Origin of the sequence: Plantactinospora mayteni, assembly GCF_016862935.1 — a bacterium.
Taxonomy (GTDB): domain Bacteria; phylum Actinomycetota; class Actinomycetes; order Mycobacteriales; family Micromonosporaceae; genus Plantactinospora; species Plantactinospora mayteni.
In genome coordinates, this window is sequence record NZ_BONX01000002.1 from 37055 (window position 1) to 55376 (window position 18322).

Genomic DNA, 18322 nt, shown 5'->3' on the forward strand with positions numbered 1-18322 from the left:
TCCGCGACCGCGGACCGCCGTCATGACCGGTCCGCCGGGGCGGTGACCTCGGGGGTCGACGGTTCGGGTCGGTCCGTGTCCCGGCTCCGTCGGCGGTGCGACAGCTCGGCATGATGATGGTCGCCGGGGTGGCTGGCCGGGTCGGTGTGCACGGTGGCACCGGTGAGTCGTGGCACGGCGTGACCGAGCTGGTGTTCGGCGTCGGCGGCGACCTCGTGGGCCTGGAGCAGGGTCAGCTCGGCGTCGACCACGAGGGTCGCCTCGGCGTGCAGCCGGTGGCCGATCCAGCGCAGCCGTACCTCGGTCACCTGCCGGACGCCGGGCACCGCCCGCAGGGTCGCCTCGGCCCGGTCGACCAGGTCCGGGTCGACGGCGTCCATCAGCCGCCGGTAGACCTCCCGGGCGGCGTCCTTCAGCACCGGCAGGATCGCGACGGTGATCAGCAGTCCGACCACCGGATCCGCCCACCGCCAGCCCAGCGCGGCACCACCGGCGCCGAACAGTACCGCCAGCGAGGTGAAGCCGTCGGCGCGGGCGTGCAGCCCGTCCGCGACCAGGGCGGCCGAGCCGATCTGCCGTCCGACCGCAATCCGGTACCGGGCGACCAGTTCGTTGCCGAGGAAGCCGACGAGCCCGGCGGCGGCGACGTACGGCAGGTGTCGGACGTCCTGCGGGTCCAGCAGCCGGCGGACCGCCTCGTAGCCGGCGAAGGCGGCCGACGCGGCGATGGCGAGGACGATGGCGATCCCGGCGAGGTCCTCGGCCCGGCCGTAGCCGTAGGTGTAGGCGCGGGTCGCGGCGCGGCGACCGAGCAGGAAGGCGATCCCGAGCGGCACCGCGGTCAGCGCGTCGGTGACGTTGTGCAGGGTGTCGCCGAGCAGTGCCACCGAACCGGACATCGCCACGACGACCGCCTGCAACGCGGCGGTGACCCCGAGCACGGCCAGCGAGATCCACAGTGCCCGCAGGCCGGCCCGGGAGGTCTCCAGGGCGGTGTCGACCTTGTCGGCGGTGTCGTGCGAGTGCGGGGTGAACAGGTGACCGAGGCGGTGCCGCAGCTCGCGCCACCGGCCGGCGTGGTCGCGGTCGTGGGCATGGTCATGGTCGTGGCGCTGCGGGTGCTGCGGGTGCTGCCCGGGGTTCTGCTGATGGTGGTGGTACGGGCCGTGCGGGTGCTCGGCTCGGGGAGCGTGGTCGTGGCTGTCGCTCATGCCGGCACTCCGCTTCGCTCCGTGCCGTCATGAGGCACATCCGCACTGAGCTGGCCGATTCGCTCGCTTCGCTCACTCATGCGCCGCTGTCCCTCCCTGTCGGCCCGGCTGGCCGGCTGCGGTGGCGGCCCTTGATCCGACCGCCTCCGCCGAGATTACGTGCTCATGTACGCACGCGACAACGCAGCAGGTGCCAACCTGTCGCAACAGCCAGCGCCTGGCTCGGCGGCTCGCGGTGCCGGGTGGTCAGTGCCGTGGGGCCGGTGCCGTGGGGGGCCGGGCCTGCCGTGCCTGGCTCCGGGCGGTCAGGCTTGATCCCTCCGCCAGGCACGGCAGGCCCGGCCGTCGTGGGCGTTGTCCGCACGACGACGCCGGCGGTGTGGTCAGCGGGGCGCGGGATGCCCGGAGAACCGGGCCGCCGCCTCGCCGTCGAGCCGGCCTGCTGGCAGCCGGCGCCCGCAGAGTACGAGCAGCAGGTCCTGGGCGGGGCCCCGGAGCGGGGAGCCGGTGCCGTAGCTCCAGTCGAGATCGGTGGCGTGCAGCGCGACCCCGGTCAGGTTCACCCCGAAGTAGGCGACATTTCTCGGTCTCATCCGGGACAGCACGATGCCGACCCGGTCCGGTGGTACCCGGCGGTCCAGTCCGAGCCCCACGGTGATGTCGAGTCCGTGGATCACGTCGTGCGAGAGTGCGCCGTGCGCACCGCCGCCGGGTGGCGTCCAGCGGTGCCCGACGTTGTCCCCCAGCGACGCGAGGAGGCGCTCGGCGGGGAGTTCGGCGGCGTCGCGCCGGGCACACCGGTCGGCCATCCGGTCGAAGCTCCCCCGCGCCTTGAGCAATTCCACGACGGTACGCCCGAGCGAGGCCCGGAACGGCAGCGTGGTGTGCGCGACGACCTCGCGTACCCGCCAGCCGGCGCAGAGCGTGGCCGCGTCCCACTGCTCGGGACGGAGTGCGGCGAGCAGTTCCGCCTGTTCCCGGCGTTCCGCCCGCACCTCGGCCCACAAATGATCTTCACTCATCGACTGTTCTCCTGTCCGGCCGCGCCGGCCCTCCGGCGGGTCCTGTCGGGAATACGGGGTGGGCGCGGGAAACTCATCGGTCCCCGGCCAGATCTGTGCTGAGGCGGGCTGGGTATGGTCGGACGGGTGGTGGAGACGACCGTGGGGACATCCCGGCCGGACGCGGAGACGTCCCGGCTGGAGCCGTTCCGGACGGAGCTGACCGGCTACTGCTACCGGATGCTCGGCTCCGGGTTCGAGGCCGAGGACGCCGTCCAGGAGACGCTGGTCCGGGCCTGGCGGTCGTTCGACCGGTACGACGAGCGGCGCGGCTCGCTGCGGACCTGGCTCTACCGCATCGCGACGAACATCTGCCTCGACATGCTCCGCAGCACCCAGCGTCGGGCGCTGGCCATGGACCTCGGTCCGGCCGCCGAGGGGCCGGGCATCGGCGTACCGGCACCGGAGCGGGTCTTCGTCCAGCCGGTCCCGGACGGTGCCGCCCTGTCGACGCACGGCGACCCGGAAGAGCTGGTGGTACGCCGGGAGACGATCCGGCTGGCGTTCGTCGCCGCGTTGCAGCACCTGCCGCCCCGGCAGCGGGCGGTGCTGATCCTGCGCGACGTGCTCTGCTGGCGGGCCGAGGAGGTCGCCGAGTTGCTGGAGAGCACGGTCGGGTCGGTGACCAGCGCGTTGCAGCGGGCCAGGGCGACGCTGCGGACGGTGGACCGGGCCCCGGGCGAACCGTTCCGGTCGGCCGACCGGACCCAGCGCGACCTGCTCGCCCGATACTGCGACGCGTTCGAGCGGCACGACGTCGAGGCGCTGGTGGCGCTGCTGCACGAGGACGCCACGATGTCGATGCCGCCGTTCCGGTTCTGGTTGCGTGGCCGGGACCAGATCCGGCTGGCGCTACTGGATCCGAACGCGTCCTGCGCGGGTGCCCGCCTCGTCCCGGTCGCGGCGAACGGGTCCCCGGCGTTCTGGCAGCTCCGGCCGGCCCCGGGCGGCGGATACCTGCCGTTCGGGCTGCTCCTGCTCGACGTGGTCGACGGGCTGGTGGTCGGTGTCACCACGTTTCTCGACGCCGACCGACTGGTCACCCTCTTCGGCCAGCCGGGCGAGTGACCGGCGCCGGGGACGGCGCCGGTCACGCCCGTTCAGCAGCCGATCACCCAGTGGGCGGGGCCGGTCTGCCGGAGCGTCGTGCTGGCGAAGACGTTGTAGAGGCCCATCCGGACGCCCGAGCCGAGCGCGTAGGCGTATCCGCCGGACTGGTAGGCACGGCCGGCCTGGACGTGCGCGTAGTTGCTCGCGGTGACGCAGACCGGATCCTCGCCCGGGTCACCGGGATCACCGGGGTCACCCGGATCGCCGCCGGCGCCGAGGCCGAAGAAGAGCGCGTCCCGGTACGCCGAGCAGATGGTGTCCAGGAAGTAGGCGGCGGCGGTGCCGCACTGCTCGGCTCCGGAGCCCGGGTCGACCGGGGTACCGTGCCCCATGCCAGCGACCCGGTAGAGGCGTACCTGGTCGGCGCCGTACGTCTCCAGGGTGGTGCCGCCGGGCAGGCTGGTGGTGCCGGTCGGGGTCTGTGACACGCCGAGTACGTTGGTCCACTGGTCACGGGACTCGGTGGCGTTGGCGGTGCCGACCGTGTAGTCGGCGGTGCCGTGCCAGATCGCGACCTTCGGTCGAGCCCCGGAGTAGCCCGGGTACGCCTGCCGCACCAGGTCGCCCCACTGCGCCGGGCTCCGGTCGACGCCCGGGTTCATGCAGCTGAACGCGTTGAGCATGCTGGTGGCGCAGCGGTAGGGAATGCCGGCGACGATCGAGCCGGCCGCGAAGGTGTCCGGATAGGTGGCGAGCATCGTCGCCGCCATCGCACCGCCGGCGGAGAGCCCGCTGACGTACACCCGGTTGGCGGCGGTGCCGAAGGTGGTCCGGGCGTGCTCGACCATCTGCTTGATGGAGAGCGCCTCGCCCTGGCCCCGGGCGGTGTCACCCGGCTCGAACCAGTTGAAGCAGGAGGTGGAGTTGTTCGCCGACTTCTGCTCCGGCACGATCAGCGCGAATCCCCACTGGTCGGCGTACTTGCGCCAACCGGAGTTGCCGAAGTAGCCGTTGGCGTTCTGCGCGCAGCCGTGCAGCAGCACCACGGCGGGGGCGTTGTTCGGCAGGTTGTCGGGCCGGTAGGCGTACATGGTGAGGTTGCCGGGGTTGGAGCCGAAGCCGGTCACCTGGCCGAGCGTGGCGGCCTGGGCCGGCCCGGCGACGGCGAGTACGCCCACCGCGGCCAGTAGGGGCACGAGAGCGGCCCGCACGAGGCGGGCCAGGACAGGTCTGTGGCGCATGGTGGGCCTCCGGCGACGGTGTGGGCTGGATCACGCTGAAGTTGCCGCGACGTTACGTCCCCGAGACGAACCGCCGACATGGCGCGCCGTCACACATTTCCGTACATCGAAGTGATGGTGATCCCCATGGCACCCGAACCGTGGCTGGCACCGGGCACGCTTCTGGCGACCTGACACCGAACCATCAGTAAGCTTCGTCGTTGAGTTCGACGGGTCGATGAGCGGCCAGATCCTGCTCAGGAGGGCAACGGGACACCACTTCCCACCACGGGTAGTTGCAGGGTCACGACCAGGCCGCCACCGTCGCCGACCGGGCGGGCGGGCGCGGCGTGCCCGCACCGGCGGTGCTCGAGACGTTCGGTCCGCTCACGCCGCACCGCCTCGCCGCCTCGCCGCCGCACCGCCGCACCGCCTCGCCGCCTCGCCGCCTCGCCGGTCTCGATTCCGTGAGCTGCCGCCCCTCCAATCGCGACGTCCTGAGCGTGTAGGTAGTGTGCCCCGCAAACCTCCGGCCGCCGACTCGTTCCGCGACTACGTGCACGCGCGTGGTGCCGCGCTGTCGCGTACGGCGCTGCTGCTGACCGGCGACCCGCATCTGGCCCAGGACCTGGTCCAGCAGACCCTCATCGGCGTCGCCTCGCGATGGGAGCGGATCCTGGCTGGTGGTGACCCGGACGCCTACGTACGGCAGGCCCTCTACCACCAGCACGTCTCGTGGTGGCGGCGGTGGCGGCGGGAGCCGGTACCGGTCGAGCGGCTGCCCGAGCCGGCCGGGTTCGACCCGTACGGACCGCTGGAGACCACGATCGTGGTACGTCAGGCACTGCGCGGGCTCGCCCCGAGGCAGCGGGCGGTGCTGGTGTTGCGCTACTTCGAAGACCTGACCGAGGCGCAGACCGCAGCAGTGCTCGGCATCGGCGTCGGCACCGTCAAGAGCCAGGTCCGCGACGCGCTCGCCCGGCTGCGCGTCGTCGCCGCCGATCTCGTCGACCCGCAGGAGGTACCCCGATGACGCCCCGGTTGGCGCAGGCGCTGCTCGACGCGGCGGAAGTCGCTCCCCCGGTACCGTCTCCGGACAGGTTGTGGCGGCGCGGGCGCCTCCGCCGTCGACGGCGCCGGACCGGCGTGGTTCTGGCCTGCCTGCTACTGATCACGGCCCTGGCCTGGACGCCGGTACGGTCCCGGACCGCTCTCGAGGTCAGCGGGGCGGGCCAGGAGGTGTTGCCCGGATCGGTCGCCGAGCCTTACCTGTGGCAGCGAACCCTGGCCGAAAGCCCGAACGGTCCGGTCAAGCTCACGTTCGGGACCGGCCACAGCCTGAACCTGGAGACCGCGCTGGTCCTGATCGGACGCGACGACACGTATCGGCTGGACTACCTGTCGCCGGGCGAGGACGGCGGCACCCTCTCCCCGGACGGACGGTGGCTGCTCGGCCAGAACCTGCGTGACCTCACCACCGGCGAGACCCGAAAGCTGGACCGCAAACTCACTGGCCACCCACCGGCCGTGTGGGCTCCGGACAGCCGCACCGCGGTGGGCGGCATCGGCGGCGACGGCGGCATCGCCTACGGCCCGGACGGTCAGCCACTCGACATCCCGGACGGGGAGATCGTGCTCGTCGACGGCACCAGCGGCGCCATCCGCAAGATCGCCACTGCGGTGGACGGGGCGCCATGGCGGGCGGCGTTCTCGCCGGACGGCAGCAGGCTCGCTTTCCACACCTCGTTGCCCGACCGCGGCAGCATGCTGACCATCATCGACACCCGTACCGCGAACCCGCTGCACACCGTGACCCTCACCGAGCGGCAACGGCTCGCCGGGCCGGCCGCATGGACGCCCGACGACTCCCAGATCCTGCTCGCCGCCGGTGAGGTCTGCGCCTGGGCAGGGTACTGCACCGACCAGACCTGGCACCTCCAGCGCGTTGACCTCACCACCGGCACGATCGTCGACGAGAGCGTGCGCGGCCGGCCGGGCAATCCCACCGTCATCGCCTGGCGCGACGGCCAACCCGTCGTCCAGCAAGCCCACGGCGACCGCCCCTGCGACACCGTCGCACTCACCGAGACGGGCGCCCAGCCCCTGCCCCTTACCGTCGCCGGACATGGCTGCGCCGACTACGCCCGCGACCTGCTCGAAGAGGGCATCCTCGGGGGCCCTGGCATCGAACCCTCACCTTGGCAGGCCCAGTGGTGGGCGTACGTACCGGTAGCCGTACTGCTCGCCGGGATCGCCCTGATCGCCGTGCGGATCAGACGCCGGAGGCGTACGCCGACACCTGAGTACGGGCTTCCCGCCAACTAGGTCTTCGGTAACGCGACCTGCCGCTTGACGCTGTGCAGCAACACCGGCAAACATTGCTGAATGCCGATACCTGGAGGCACCCTCGGTAAGGTCCTTGCCGTCGCGGGGCTGCTCGCCGCCACTGTGGCGGCGGCTCCGGCGTCGGCCGCGTTGCCGGAGTACACCACCGCCGAGGCGGGCAACCCGATCGTGGCCGGGTGGTACGCCGATCCCGACGTGGCGATCTACGACAACCGCTTCTACGTGTTCCCGACCGCTTCCCGCCCGTACGCGGAACAGACCTATCTCGACGCCTTCTCCTCGACCGACCTGATCACCTGGACCAAGCACCCGAACGTCCTCACCACCGCGAACGTGAGCTGGGCGGGGTACGCCGTCTGGGCGCCCGCCCCGATCGCCCGCAACGGCAGGTACTACCTGTACTTCGCGGCCAACGACATCCAGAGCAACAGCGCGCTCGGCGGTATCGGAGTGGCAGTGGCCGACCGGCCGGACGGGCCCTACACCGACGCGATCGGGCGGCCATTGATCGCGCAGTTCGTCAACGGCGCCCAGCCGATCGACCAGGACGTCTTCATCGACGACGACGGGCAGGCGTACATCTACTACGGCGGCTGGGGGCACGCCAACGTCGCCAAACTGAACGCCGACATGACGAGCCTGGGCACGTTCGCCGACGGCACGACATACAAGGAGATCACCCCGAGCGGGTACGTCGAGGGTTCGCAGATGTTCAAACGGAACGGCACGTACTACCTGATGTGGTCGGAGGGCGGCTGGACCGGACCCGACTACTCCGTGGCGTACGCGATGGCCGACTCACCCACCGGCCCCTTCACCCGCCTCGACAAGGTCCTGGCACAGGACCCCGCGGTGGCGCGCGGCGCCGGACACAATTCAGTGCTGAACATCCCGGGCACCGACACCTGGTACATCTTCTACCACCGCCGGCCACTGTCCGAGACCGACGGCAACGCGCGGCAGGTCGCGTACGACCGGATGAACTTCAACGCCGACGGCACGATCCAGCGGGTGCGGATGCTCGTGCAGGACAACTTCGCCGACGGCAACGCGCTCGGTTGGAAGACGTACGGCGGGGCCTGGTCGGTCAGCGGTGGCCAGTACCGGACCACCGCCTCCTACGGCGGCAAGTCACTGCTCGACGACAACCACGTGAACGCGACCTACGACCTCGACGTCACGGTCACGTCAGGCATCGGCGACGCCGGGCTGGTGTTCCGGGCCGCCAACGTGGGAACCGGAACCGACGCCTACCGCGGCTACTACGCCGGCATCACCCCGGCCGGACGGGTGATCCTCGGCCGGGCCGACAACAACTGGACGCTGCTCGGCTCGGCGCCGCTGCCGGTCGTCGCCGGCCAGCGGTACCACCTGCGCGTGGTGGCCGGCGGCTCGTCGATCAAGGTGTACGTCGGTGACCTGACCTCTCCCAAGATCTCGGTCACCGACGCCACCTACCCGTCCGGCAAGTCGGGCGTTCGCGTCTACAACGCGGCCGCCGCCTTCGACAACGTCGCCATCACCAACCAGTGAACCCTTTCCACCCGAACCGCGTGGCACTCAGGCACCGTAGTCGCCAGACGACGGGTTGAATCGCGACGTAGCGCCGCGCCGGTCAACGGCGGCGGGTGCCGATCCACTGCGGAGAGGTTGTCCGGCACCGGGTACCCGAACCCCGCACCGCCGACCGGCCACGAGCGGCACCCGGTGCTACCCGGGAGCACGCCCGTGGCCGGTCAGGCCCGGACCTGATGCCTCAGTGCCCCTTCACCTTGATCTCGGTGTCCTTGACGGTGAACGGCCGGGCGTCCCAGATCGTCAACCTCCCCGTGCGATCCGTCGCGGCTACGGGTGGAAGTCGGGATGCCCGCGCCGCGCGGTCCCTGGTGGGAAAGGAGTTCAGTCGACGGCCGGTTTACGCGGTTGCCGGAAGGCCGGCTGCCCACCGGTGATGGTGAAGCTCGACCCCGGCTCGACCACGATGTTGCCGGTGGCCGAGTTGGTGATGGTGACGTTCGACAGGGTCGCGCTGCCGCGCGCCCCGTTCATCGCCAGGATGCCGGCGCCGTTGTTGGAGCGGTCGATCCGGACGTTGCTGATCACGACCCCCGGCAGGTTGCCACCGCCGGTCTTAAACTGGATCCCGTCGTACGTCGAATCGGCGATCTCGGTGTCCCGGATGGTGACCCCGGTGATGTCCCGGGTCGCCGGGAAGAGCGTGATCGCGCCGAACTTCTGCTGTTCTCCCCAGAAGGCGCCACCGGTGCGGTAGAGCCCGTTGTTGGCGATCAGTGTCTGCCCGGAGAACGGCAGCGGGTCGTGGTCGGTGGCCAGCATGATCCCTGGGTAGTTCATCGTGTCGTAGATCAGGTTGTTCTCGATCCGGTTGCCGTAGCCGCCGTAGATCGCGATGCCGTTGGCCCGCCACGGAAGCTGGATCGTGTTGTTGACGAAGGCGTTGTCGTGGCCGATGTCGACCGAGGTGTCCCGGACGTAGCGGCTGGCCCAGACCGCCAGGGCGTCGTCACCGGTGTTCCGGAACGACGAGTTGAAGACCCGCGAGTTCCGGGTGCCGTTGGTGAAGTTGATCCCATCGGCGTACGTGTTGCGGATCCGCATCCCGGTGAACTCCAGCCCGTCGCCGGGCCCCCAGAGCGCCGGGATGTTGTCGTAGTCCCGACCGACCCAGACCCCGACGTTCGCGTGCTCGATCCAGACGTTGCTGATCCGGGTGCCCACGCCGAACCGGCCGTTGAGCCCGACGCCACCCTCGGCGCCGCCCGGACCGCCCCGGATCCGGCCGGAGCCGAAGATCGCGATGTCGGAGATCTGGGTGTTGGCGTCGACGTCGAAGCCGAAGTTGCCCTCGTGCGGGTGGTTGATCCCGCCGACCACCAGGTGCGGCTCGGTCAGCGTGTAGAGCTGCGAGTGCCACATCCCGGCGCCCCGGATCGTGACGTTGCTGATCCCGACCTGGTTCCACTGGCCACGGTCCAGCGGGTCGTCGGTGAGGATCTTCTGCTCCTGCCGCCACTGCCCCGGCGGGATCCAGACACAGCCGATCACACCGTTCTGGTCGTCGGTGACCGCCCGCTGGATCGCGGCGGTGTCGTCGAGCCCGTCGTTCGGCACCGCGCCGTACTGGGTGATCGACGTGCAGCCGGCCGGCTGGCTGGTCGGCGGGGCGACCTGCTCCAGGTCGATCATGTCGATGATGTAGAACGGCGCGTTGTCGCCGCTGTCCCGTTGGAGCTTGAACCGGGTGCCGACCGGATACGACTGGGCCAGCAGCGCGTTCGCCTCGTCGAAGAGCCGCCGGGCGTCGCCACCCGGGCTGTTCGACAGCCCCTCCGGGTCGTCGGTGTTGCCGTACAGCCAGCTGTGCCGGGAGGAGAGGGTCAGCTTGCGCAGGAAGGTGTCGTTGACGTACAGGCTGATGGTGGCCTCGATGCCGCCGCCGCCCGGCGCGTCCGGGATGGAGTTGCGTACCACGATCGAGTTCGCCGCGTTGGTCGAGGTGAACTCGACGAACTGGCCGGTGCTGTTCAGCCGGACCGACCTGCGGCCCGAGGACTCGGTGGCGAAGTTGGTGTGCCCGAAGGTGCGCAGCGGGTCGGCCTCCAGCAGGGTGCCCTGGTAACGGCCGGCCTCCGCCTCGTACGACACGTACGGCACCGCGGCACCGCGCCCGACGACGATCGACTGGGTGCGTACGTTGTTGCCCTCGTTCGTCTCCGCGACCACGTTGGTCGCGTCCGCGGTGGCGGTGATGGTGGCCCCGCCGCTGGTGGCGGTCCAGCTACCGCTGATCGCGACGTTGCTGGTCGCGCCCGCCGCGATCGACGGGGTGTTGGTGTTCAGCGTGGTGCCGCCGACCTCGACCCGGGTGACCGTGGTCGCGCCGGTCGCGGCGGTACCCCGGTTGTTCACCGCCACGGTGAAGGTCACCGCCGCGCCGACCGCCGGGTTCGGCGGGTTGGTGGTGATGCCGAGCACCTGGAGGTCCGGTCCGGGGGCCTGGCCGACGACCAGCGGCGACGGCGCCGTGTAGCTGTTGTTGGCGTCGTTCTGCTCGATGATCGTGTTGGTCGGGTCGACCACGGAGGTGACCGGGTAGCTGCCCTGCGGCCGGGTGCCGGCGTTCACCGTCACGGTGGTCGAGGCACCGGCGGCCAGCGCAGGCACCGGGGCGCTGCCGGCGACCGTGCCGCCGAGGCTGATGTTGACGGTGCTCGCGGGCGCCGCCGCCGACCCGTCGTTGCGGACCGTGGCCGACAGGGTGACGGGGGTGGTCTCGGTCGGCGCGGCCGGCGTCCAGGTGGTCGAGGTGACCACCAGGTCCGGGTTGGGCGCGGGGGTGCCGCAGACCTCCAGCTCGGCGACCTGGCCGGACGGGGCGCCGGTGTTGGAGTTGAACCGGAGCTGCACGTCCGCCGTGGTCGCGCTGACCGGGACCACCACCACGTTGTTGCCCTGCACGAACTGGTAGTTCGCCGCCGGCACCAGACTGGTGTACGTCGTCGCGGCCTGGTCCCGGCCGAGGACCTGGAAGTTCTGGGTACGGGTGCCCCAGGCGGGATCCGGGTTCAGCTTGACCTGCACCGCCGTGATCGCGTGGTTGGCGCCGAGCGCCACCGTCAGGTTCTGCGGATAGCTCGGCGCCCCCTCCCAGTACGTGCCGAGCGACCCGTCGACGGCGTTCGCCGGTACGAAGGTGAAGGTGGAGCCGCTGGCGGTGACCGGTTTGCCCCGGGCCACGTTGGTGCAGCCGGGCGGCTGGCTACCGGTCCGGGTGACGGTGTTGCTGTTCCCGGAGAGGTTGCCCGCCACGTCCCGGGCCCGGACGAAGTACGACACGGTGGTGTTGGTCGGCTGGGTGTCGCTGAAGCTGGTCACCGCGCCGAGCGAGGCGATCTGCGCGCCGTTGCGGTAGACGTTGTAGCCGGCCAGGCCGCTGCCGCCGGGGTTGTCGGTCGACGCGCCCCAGTTCAGTGCGATCGTCGTACCGGACTGGGTGTAGGAGAGGGTGCCGGGCACGCTCGGCGGGGTGGTGTCGGTGCCGCCGCCGTCCGGGCCGTAGACCTCCAGTTCGGAGACCTGCCCGGCCGGCCAGCCGCTGTTCGCGGTGATGTTGATCCGGACGTAGCGGGTACTGGTCTGCCCGAACGTGATCGTCACCGAGTTGGCGTCCACCGCCGGGTTGAAGGTGTACGTCCGGGACCCGGCCAGGTCACCGAAGGACGACCCGTTGGTACTGCCCTGCACGCTCAGCGTCTGGGTACGGGTGCCCCAGCCGGCGGTCGGCAGCTTCAGTACGACCCGGTTGACCGGGACCGTCGAGCCGAGGTCGACCTGGATCCACTCCGGAAAGGCGTTGTTGACGCTCTCCCAGTAGCTGCTCTGGTTGCCGTCGACGGCCCGGGACGAGTCGTAGACGTCGGCGTGCCCGCTCTCCTGGGTGGGGCGGCCCTGGGCGAGGTTGACCTCGGCCAGCGCGGCGGCCAGGTCCGGCCGGCTGACCGGGTCGGCCGTGACGGTCTGTTGGCGGGCGAGCTGTGCCGTGCCGGCCGCGTGCGCGGCGGGCACCCACAACCCCAGGGTGGCGATCACGGCGGCGGCGACCGTCGTCGCCGTCGCCGGGACCAGATCGGAGCGTCTCATCACTGTCCTTTTCGCTGAGGGACGGTTCCGCGGGTGGCGGGGCCACGGTCGCGGCGGCGGGGGTGGGCGGCAGACCGGGCGCGCGGGGAACGGTGGGCGGCCGGATCGGGTTGCCGGATCAGCGCGGTGGAAGCGGCGGAAGTGGTGCCGGTCGGCCTCGGGAGCGGTGACCAGCGCGGTCACCGGAAGGGTCGACCGGTGCGAGGCGTGCCGATCGCATCACCGGCCTCTCTGGACCGAGGTGGACCACCAGCAGGGGGAAGCAGACTGTACGGAAGTTCCGCTTGGCAGTGATGAACAGAGCATCGATCTGTTCTGTTCTTGCAGGAGGTTGGCCAAAGGTTACCGGCGTGCTACCGACACGTCAACGCTTCCACCCCGATCGATGCCACCTCGCCGGAACGACGCCGGCCCGACACGCAGCCACCCGCCCCGCGACCGGTGGGGTCACGGGACGGGTGGGTACGCCGGCTACCGGCGTCGGCGCGGCGCGACTACCCCGCGCTGCCGCAGACCGCGTCCGCCACGATCTCGTCGGCACGGCGCAGCACGGCCAGCGCCGCCTCGTCCCCGGCCAACTGGGTGGTCAGGGAGAGCACGACCGCCCGCCGGCCGTCGGTGGTGACGCCGTTGACCGTACTCATCCCGGGCACGTCGCCGCCGTGGCTCCAGTAGCCGCCGCAGGCGTTCGGCGCCCACATGATGCCGAGCCCGTAGCGGGCGCCCGGCAGGTAGTCCTGGAAGGTCTCGGCGAGCACGGTACGCCGCATCTCCGCCAGTTGGGCCGGGGCGAGCAGCCGACCCTGTTGCAGGGCCTGCCAGAAGCGCACCAGGTCGGACGGGGTACTGACCAGGTCGCCGGCCGTGAAGGCCATGGTGGTGTTGAACAGGGTGGTGTCGTCCAGCGGCCCGCCCGGCTCCCACTGCTGGTAGCCCTTGGCGTGCGGCCCGGGCAGGTGTGCCTGGTCCCCCGGCGTGGACGTCTCGGTCAGCCGCAGCGGTCGCAGGATGCGGTCCCGCAGTTCGGCCGCCCAGCTCCGGCCGGTCACCCGCTCGATCAGCATTCCGGCCAGGATGTAGTTGGTGTTCGAGTAGTCCCAGCTCGTACCGGGGGCGAACGTCGGCGGGTGCGCCATGGCCAGCGCCACCAGCTCCTCCGGCTCGTAGTGGTCGAACCGGTGCCGGGCGTACTCCTCGGCGGAGGAGAGACCGGGCAGGTCCATGGTGTAGTTGTAGAGGCCGCTGGTGTGCTGTAGGAGCTGCCGGATCGTGATCCGCCGGCCGTCGTTGCCGTTGCCGGCCACCACGCCGGGCAGCCAGCGCTCGACGGTGTCGTCGAGCCCGAGCCGCCGCTCGCCGACGAGTTGCAGCACGATCACCGCGGCGAAGGTCTTGGTGTTGCTGCCCATCCGGAAATACCCGTCCCGGGGTACCGGCGCACCCGTGGCCAGGTCCGCGGTCCCCGCCCGGGCATAGCTGTCGCGTACCCCGTCCCGGGCCAGACCCTGCACTCCGGTGATGCCGAGGGCGTGCAGGTCACTCACGCCGGTCCGCAACCATCGTGCACTGTCGACGGATGCCGAGGCGGGCGCCGCCGGCGCGACGGCGACGCCGAGCATCGCGGCCACCAGTGCCGTGACCACCAGGCACCGGGCACCTCGGCTGAGCTTTCTGGACACGTCGGTCTCCTCCCCGTTCGACCACCTTGCCCCGAGCCTATGAAGCCGGTCGATGCTCCACATCGGTGTTCGCCCCGAAGGGATGTCCCCCGGCTCGGGAAGGTTTCGGCACGTCGTCGGCCACCGCACAGGTGACCATGGCCGGGCGCACTCCCCGTAGTGCGTCCTAGGACAATAGGACCATCTGGTGAGGACGCGCGAACGGGTCTTCCGGGCAGCGTGTCGGTGACACGGACGCGCACGCCGTACTCGAACAGCCGCCGCGCTGCCACCCGGCGCCACCGACATCTGTACCACCATCGACCAGGCGCGGAGGCTGCGGATCGGGTACGTCCAGGGGACACTGCGGGGCATGACTCAGCACGGTAGGCAGGTGCCGGATCACCTGCTGATCCGGATAGCGCAGCGGAACGATCCGGTGTCGGCGGTCTCCGAGGACGATGCCCGGCGCCGATCGCTCGCCTATCCGAAGTTGATGTGGGGAGCGCCGGTCTTCGGCCACGCCGAGGAGGTGGCGGGCCGGTGGCGGATCCTCGGCCTCAGCGGCGACCAGCCACAGGGCAGCCGGGACGCCCTCGGCTCGCACTTCCGGCAGTTGCGGAAGGAGACACCGGAGACCGCCGGGCACGCGGCCGAGCGGCGGGAATACCGGGAGGCGATCCGGCTGCTCGACTGGGAGGTGGTCGACGACCTCACCGTGCACGGCCGCCGTTACCGGATCATCCGCGCCCAGCCGTTCATCCGGATGGGACCGGACGGGCCCGAGCCGCCCCGGCCCACCGACCCGGATCCGTATCCGCCGGGCAGCACGCGTGGCGCCCCGTACCAGGAGGAGGGCTTCGTCATCGACCCGACCGCGACTACCGGTCTCTCGGACGGACTGCTGCGGATCGAGATGGTGCCCGCGTTCTACCAGGCCGGCCTCGTCCCCGACGACGTCCGGGCCGACTCCCGCCGGGCGCTGGCCACCCACCCGAACGTGGTGCTGCTGCCGGTCGGCTTCACCATCGGCGAGTACGTGCACGGGAGTTGGCAGCCGCGGTCCTTCACCACGTACCCGACGCCGCAGGCGGCCCGCGACTCGGCGGCCTTCCGGTTCGGTGACATCGTCCCGCACGAGGACGCGTCGCTGGAGGAGATCCGGGCCGCGTACACCCGGGCGCTGGAGGAGTTCGAGGCGCCCCGTACGGACGAGTTCGAGATCCGGGGCGTCCGCTGCCGGGTGACCCGGGTGGAGCGGTTCGTCCGGGTCGGCCCGGACGGCCCGGAGGGCCCTCGACCCTCGGACTGGGATCCGGAGCCGCCGCCGGAGCTGCACTGCCAGCAACTGCGTGAGCAGGGACTGCTGCCCGACCCGGACTGAGCCGCTGCTGATCGGACAGGTCTGGGTCAACCACCACGTGATGTTCGACCACATCGGAGAGGTAGCCGGAGGTTGGCCAAAGCCTCCTCAGACGGTGCTGGGTCGATCGGCCCGCCGGGGCCGCCGCCGGTACCCGATGACGAGCCCGACCCCGACGAGCGCCACCACCAGCAGCATGCCGGCGACCAGCAGCGCACGCCGCGACGTGCTGGTTCCCGGATCGGGCGCGGGTCGGGATCCGGCCGGCCCGGCGGCGGCGCTCCCGTCGTCGACCGGTGCCGGGGCGGCGACCGCCGCGAACGGGTCCCGCCCGGGGTCGACCGGGACCGTCGGCGGTCGGATCATCCCGGGCCAGTACTTCTCGGTCTCGGCCGGTTGGAGCGGCGCCGGCACGCCGAGCACCGCCAGCCCGCCGGGCACGGTGAGGGTACCGATCCGGTAGTCGGCGAACCGGCCCTGCACGGCGGTCACCGTCCAGGCCCCGGCGTGCGGTACCGCGACGGCCGCCGCGTAGTGCGCCGGCTCCGGCAGCGCCGACGCGACGAACGACACCGGCGTGCCCTCCTCGTCCACCAGCCGCAGCGCCACCTTGCCGAGATCACCCTCGTAGGGATGGAAACCGTGCTGGAGCACCCAGAGCCCGACGGTGTAGCCCCGACCCGGTTCCAGCCGGTCCGGCAGCGGGTCCAGCACCGTCACCGCCCAGTTGCCGGCCCGGGCGGGAGTCGGGGCGAGCAGCAGGGTGCCGGCCAGCCCGACCAGGGTCGCGGCGACGGCGGCGAGCATGCGACGGGTACGCATCGGGACCACCTCCACCGATGACGAGCCGCGCCCGGGCCGCCCGGTTCCCCGGCCGCGGCGGGCCCGGCGCTCCCCGTGCGGCCCCGGGCCCGTCGGCGCAGGTCAGCGGCCCGGTAGCGGCACCTGGGACCAGTCGATGTCCGAGCCGAGATAGAAGCTCAGGTACGACGGCTGGTTGTAGGTCGTCTGCTGCCGGGCCACCTCGACCCGGTACTGCGGGTCGTGCATCAGCGTGAAGAGCTTCCGGTCGGTCGGCTCGGTACTCAGGTAGATCCGGATCGCCGAACTGTCCACGGTCCGGGTCAGCAGTTCCTCGCGCCAGTCGCCGAGGACGTCGGCGACCAGTCCCGGGTTGCCCTTCGTCCCGTTGTTGGTCCGGGTGCCGTCGGCGGTGAGCAACCGGCCCCGCTGCCAGTCGTCGATGCTCGGGGTCACCTCCCCGGCACCGTTGACGATCTGGGTGGTCATGTCCGCCGCCCACCGGATGCTCTGGTTGGTACCGGGGATGACGGTGCCGAGCAGGTCGCCGTCGGCGGTACGCAGCCCCGGCCCGTCCGGCTGGCCGCCGACGACCGTCGCCCAGGTCTCCAGGCCAGGCTCGGCGGGTACGACGTCGCCGACCATGCCGCGCCCGGTGTCCACACCGGTGTAGCCGCCGTAGATCACCTCGCCGGTGCGGGCGTCCCGCAGCGCGTAGCCGTAGGGTGCGCCGGTCGCGCCCTCGTGCACCATGAAGATCTCCAGCCCTGGACGGGCCGGGTCGATGTCGGTGACGTGCATCGCGTCGCCGTGCCCGACCTTGGCCCGGGCACCCGGGTTGGCGCTGCCCGCCGGCAGGACGCCGTACGAGCTGTAGAGGAGGCTGCCGTCGTGGTCGATGGTGGCGCCGCCGTAGACGATCTCCTGCTTTCCGTCGGCGTCCACGTCGGCGACGCTGAGCGAGTGCGCGCCCTGGGTGGTCAGGGTGCCGTACTCCGGGTCGGTGCCCTCCCGGCCGTGCGGGCTGTCGTTGAACGGGTTCGTCATCGGCACCCAGCCGCTGTCGACGTACCAGTCCTCGCGCAGCCGCCGGCCGTCCCAGCGGTAGGCGACCAGGGTGGCCCGGGTGTAGTAGCCCCGGGCGAAGATCGCCGACGGGTGCCGGCCGTCCAGGTAGGCCACTCCGGCGAGGAACCGGTCGACCCGGTTGGCCGGCTCGATCCGGCTCATCGCGTAGTCGCCCCACATCAGCCCGTCGTCGTGCCGGCCGGGCTTGTAGCGTACGGTCTGCAACTCGCGGCCGGTCGCCCCGTCGAAGACGGTCAGGTATTCCGGTCCGTCCACGACGAAGCCCTGGAACGCCCGCAGCACGTTGCGGGTGCTGCGGGCCGGGGCGTAGACGTCGACGCTCAGGTCGGACGCCGAATAGGTGTACGCCTCGCCGGTCGGGGTCACCCCGGCGGCCGGCCTGCGCAGCGGCAGGTCGCGGTGACCGTCGGCCCACGGCGTCACGGCCGCGCCCCGGGCGCCCGTCCGGCCCCGGAGCACCGCCGCGACCTGGTAGGCGGCGGTGGCGGTGCCGGACCGGTCGAGATAGTTGGTGCTGTCGGTGACGGTGGCGATCCGCCGCCCGTCCCGGTAGACGGCGAAGTCGGCCCCGGTCAGCCCGGTACGGCTCCGTCCGGTCGCCTCGTCGCCGAGCAACCGCCAACTGAGGAACACTCCGTCGGGGGTGGCGACCGCGACGAGTCCACGGTCGAGGCGTTCGAGGCGGGGTCCGCCGCCGTGCTGCCCACCGCCCGGCTGGGCGGAGACCGCGGTCGGAGTGCCGACCAGCAACACGGTCACCGAGAGCCCCGCGACGAGTGCCCGCGACAGCGCGGCGAACGTCCGGCCTCCCCTGGTTCGAGATCTCATGGGTCTCCAATGCGGGTACGACCCGATCCTCCGG

The 18322-nt window shown here is 71.5% G+C and carries 12 protein-coding genes; 5 read left to right on the top strand and 7 right to left on the bottom strand.

From position 1 onward, the window contains the following. Nucleotides 1-20: 20 nt before the first annotated feature. Both Pma05_RS00695 and Pma05_RS00700 read right to left on the bottom strand, forming a co-directional pair. On the bottom strand, nt 21-1211 hold the full coding sequence (locus tag Pma05_RS00695) for a cation diffusion facilitator family transporter (RefSeq protein WP_203855255.1): 1191 nt from the start codon (nt 1209-1211) through the stop codon (nt 21-23). A 383-nt stretch (nt 1212-1594) separates the two neighbouring features. Continuing rightward, entirely contained in the window at nt 1595-2233 is a 639-nt protein-coding gene (locus Pma05_RS00700; protein ID WP_203855256.1) for a maleylpyruvate isomerase family mycothiol-dependent enzyme, read from the bottom strand. A 126-nt stretch (nt 2234-2359) separates the two neighbouring features. Here Pma05_RS00700 and Pma05_RS00705 point away from each other — a divergent pair, with 126 nt between their 5' ends. Continuing rightward, on the top strand, nt 2360-3340 hold the full coding sequence (locus Pma05_RS00705) for a sigma-70 family RNA polymerase sigma factor (RefSeq protein WP_307836830.1): 981 nt from the start codon (nt 2360-2362) through the stop codon (nt 3338-3340). 32 nt (nt 3341-3372) lie between these two features. On the opposite strand, the gene Pma05_RS00710 is transcribed toward Pma05_RS00705, so the two are convergent. Then, on the bottom strand, nt 3373-4563 hold the full coding sequence (locus Pma05_RS00710; RefSeq protein ID WP_203855258.1) for an extracellular catalytic domain type 1 short-chain-length polyhydroxyalkanoate depolymerase: 1191 nt from the start codon (nt 4561-4563) through the stop codon (nt 3373-3375). A 493-nt stretch (nt 4564-5056) separates the two neighbouring features. Between Pma05_RS00710 and Pma05_RS00715 the strand changes: the two genes are divergently transcribed. From Pma05_RS00715 to Pma05_RS00725, 3 genes are read left to right on the top strand one after another with little or no spacing between them, the layout of a single operon-like run. Further along, nucleotides 5057-5575, top strand: a complete 519-nt coding sequence (locus tag Pma05_RS00715; protein ID WP_239311460.1) for a SigE family RNA polymerase sigma factor — start codon at nt 5057-5059, stop codon at nt 5573-5575. Further along, a complete protein-coding gene (locus tag Pma05_RS00720) occupies nt 5572-6867 on the top strand; it encodes a TolB family protein (protein ID WP_203855260.1) in 1296 nt (431 codons plus the stop codon). The genes Pma05_RS00715 and Pma05_RS00720 overlap by 4 nt, the downstream gene beginning before the upstream one ends. Before the next feature lie 60 nt (nt 6868-6927). After that, nucleotides 6928-8421, top strand: coding sequence for a family 43 glycosylhydrolase (locus Pma05_RS00725; RefSeq protein WP_203855261.1), 1494 nt, complete (start codon nt 6928-6930; stop codon nt 8419-8421). Between the two features lie 366 nt (nt 8422-8787). Here the strand turns inward: Pma05_RS00725 and Pma05_RS00730 are convergent, their stop codons facing one another. Both Pma05_RS00730 and Pma05_RS00735 read right to left on the bottom strand, forming a co-directional pair. Next, nucleotides 8788-12549 (bottom strand): CARDB domain-containing protein, encoded by a 3762-nt coding sequence (locus tag Pma05_RS00730; RefSeq protein ID WP_203855262.1) that lies wholly within the window; start codon nt 12547-12549, stop codon nt 8788-8790. A 494-nt stretch (nt 12550-13043) separates the two neighbouring features. Further along, a complete protein-coding gene (locus Pma05_RS00735) occupies nt 13044-14228 on the bottom strand; it encodes a serine hydrolase domain-containing protein (RefSeq protein WP_203855263.1) in 1185 nt (394 codons plus the stop codon). A gap of 352 nt (nt 14229-14580) precedes the next feature. On the opposite strand from Pma05_RS00735, the gene Pma05_RS00740 reads away from it, so the two are divergent. Further along, the gene (locus Pma05_RS00740) at nt 14581-15591 is read left to right on the top strand and encodes a DUF5954 family protein (RefSeq protein WP_203855264.1); all 1011 of its coding nucleotides are present in this window, start codon (nt 14581-14583) and stop codon (nt 15589-15591) included. Nucleotides 15592-15678: 87 nt separating this feature from the next. Here Pma05_RS00740 and Pma05_RS00745 read toward each other — a convergent pair whose 3' ends face one another. Together Pma05_RS00745 and Pma05_RS00750 are read right to left on the bottom strand one after the other, a co-directional pair. Continuing rightward, complete coding sequence (locus Pma05_RS00745) at nt 15679-16392, bottom strand: hypothetical protein (RefSeq protein ID WP_203855265.1); 714 nt, start codon at nt 16390-16392, stop codon at nt 15679-15681. A 102-nt stretch (nt 16393-16494) separates the two neighbouring features. Next, nucleotides 16495-18288, bottom strand: a complete 1794-nt coding sequence (locus Pma05_RS00750; protein WP_203855266.1) for a rhamnogalacturonan lyase family protein — start codon at nt 18286-18288, stop codon at nt 16495-16497. Nucleotides 18289-18322: the final 34 nt, after the last annotated feature.